The following is a 2,416-nucleotide window of genomic DNA, read 5'->3' on the forward strand; positions in this document are numbered from 1 at the left end:
GTCCAGTCGGTGGGCGGCAAGGGCGGCGGCGCGAGCCGTTGGAGCGCGGCGGCGATGCGGATGAGGGGGTCGTCAGCTACGGCCATGGTTCAGCCAAAAGGTTAGCGGCATTACGGCTGCTTTTTGCTGCTGAATGCCTCACCCCGCCAGCGCCTCGGCATCCAGCGTGTAGAGCAGGTCCGCACCCGCCATTGCTGCGGCTTTCAGCCCGCCTGCCTCGGGCACCATGCGTTCAAGGTAGAAACGCGTCGTCACCAGCTTGGCATTCAGGAATGCGGCATTGCCCTCGCCCCCATCCAGCACCGCCTGCGCGGCGCGCTGCTGCTTGAGCATCAGCCAACCGCACGTCATCACCGCCATCATCGTGCAATAGGGATAGCTGCCCGCCAGCCGGTCATCGACCGACGCGCCGATCATCCATTCGGTGACCTCGGCGCAATCGCCTGCCAGCGCCGACAATGCCGGATGATTGCCGCAGTCGCGCTGCACATCTGCAATCAGTCCGCGTACGACATCGCCGCCCGCCAGCCCCAGCTTGCGCCCGACCAGATCGGCCGCCTGGATGCCGTTTGTGCCCTCATAGATCTGGGCGATGCGGATATCGCGGTAATATTGCGCCGCACCGGTCTCCTCGACATAACCCATGCCGCCGTGCACCTGCACCCCCAGCGAGGCAATCTCGCTGCCCAGATCGGTGCCGTAGGTCTTGGCGAGCGGGGTCAGCAGATCGACCATCTCGCGCGCGCCATCCAGCCCGAGGTTCGCGCGGTCAACGTAGCCCGACGCGAAATAGAGCAAGGCCCGGATCGCCTCGGTGCCAGCCTTCATGCGCAGCAGCATGCGCCGCACATCGGGGTGCTCGATGATCGCAACCGGATCGCGGCCGCCCCCGGCGCGCGCCGACTGGACGCGTTCGCGCGCAAACCACATCGCCTTTTGCGTCGCGCCCTCGGCGATCTGAACCCCCTGCAGGCCAACGTTCAACCGCGCGTTGTTCATCATCGTGAACATCGCGCGAATGCCGCCGAATTCCGCGCCGATCAGCTCGCCAATGCTCTCCCCATCCTCGCCAAACTGCAGCACGCAGGTGGGTGAGGCGTTGATCCCCATCTTGTGTTCGATCGAGACCGTCTTGACGCCATTGGCCTCGCCGGGCTTGCCTTGCTGGTCGAGCCGGTACTTGGGGACGAGGAACAGCGAAATCCCCTTGGTCCCCGGCGGCGCATCGGGGGTGCGCGCCAGCACCAGATGGATGATGTTGTCGGCCATGTCATGATCGCCAAACGATATGTAGATTTTCTGGCCCTTGATCGCCCAGGTGCCGTCGCCGCGCGGGGTCGCGGTTGCACGCAGGGCCCCCACATCGCTGCCCGCCTGCGGCTCGGTCAGGTTCATCGTGCCGGTCCATTCGCCGGTGGCGAGCTTGGGCAGATACAACGCCTTCTGGGTGTCGCTGCCGTGGTGATGCAATGCCTCGATCGCGCCAACGGTGAGGATCGGGCACAGCGCGAACGCCATGTTGGCCGCGCCCAGCGAATCGAGCGCCACGGTGGCAAGGCTGAACGGCAGCCCCTGCCCGCCATGATCGACCGGCGCGCTGAGCGCGCTCCACCCGGCCTCGACATAATGCTGATAGGCTAGCGCATAGCCTTCGGGCATTTTCACCGCGCCATCGACAAGCTTCGCGCCCACCGTATCGCCGATGCGATAGAGCGGCGCGAACTCGCCAGCGGCAAAATCGCCCACGCCTTCGACAATCGCCTGGACCAGATCGGGGGTCGCCTCGGCAAAGCGCCCGAATGTCGCCAGTTCATCGATGCCGTTGATCGTCTTGAGGACGAACAGCTGTTCGCGTGTCGGTGCGCTGAAGGTCATATGTTTTCCCTGCTGTTCGCTGCGTGCTTGCGTTGTATAAGCAGCGCGATGCCAGCTTCCAAGCTTTCTGACGCGCAGATCCAGCCTGCAGGAGACGCCGCGATCACCCGCGCCGTCACGCTGCTGCGCGCAGGCCAGCCGGTCGCACTGCCGACTGAAACGGTTTACGGACTGGCGGCGGACGCATCGCGCGCCGATGCCGTAGCGGCGATCTATCGCATCAAGGGACGCCCCGATTTCAACCCGCTGATTGTGCATGTGCCTGATGTAGAGGCCGCGCGCTCGCTCGCCGTGTTCGACAGCCATGCAGAAAAAATGGCCGCTGCGTTCTGGCCGGGGCCGCTGACATTGGTACTGCCGCTGGTCGAAGGCGCGAACGTCGCCCCGGCGGTGACCGCTGGCCTGCCGACCATTGCGCTGCGCTGCCCGGCGCACCCGGTGATGCGCGGTGTTCTACAAGCCAGCGGCATGGCGCTCGCCGCACCATCGGCCAATCGCAGCGGTGCGATCAGTCCGACGACCGCCGCGCATGTCGCCGCGA

Annotated in this window: 2 protein-coding genes; one reads left to right on the forward strand and one right to left on the reverse strand. The window is 65.6% G+C overall.

Annotation, left to right across the window (positions count from 1 at the left end; all coding sequences use genetic code 11):
- Positions 1–138 precede the first annotated feature (138 nt).
- Positions 139–1,875 (reverse strand): acyl-CoA dehydrogenase, encoded by a 1,737-nt coding sequence (locus tag ACEW8G_RS08385; RefSeq protein ID WP_373487973.1) that lies wholly within the window; start codon positions 1,873–1,875, stop codon positions 139–141.
- 48 nt (positions 1,876–1,923) lie between these two features.
- Here ACEW8G_RS08385 and ACEW8G_RS08390 point away from each other — a divergent pair.
- Positions 1,924–2,416, forward strand: a 493-nt coding sequence (locus ACEW8G_RS08390; protein WP_373487974.1) for an L-threonylcarbamoyladenylate synthase, incomplete at its 3' end; no start/stop codon positions are given.

The organism is Blastomonas sp. (genome assembly GCF_041747255.1).
In the GTDB taxonomy this organism is placed as follows: domain Bacteria; phylum Pseudomonadota; class Alphaproteobacteria; order Sphingomonadales; family Sphingomonadaceae; genus Blastomonas.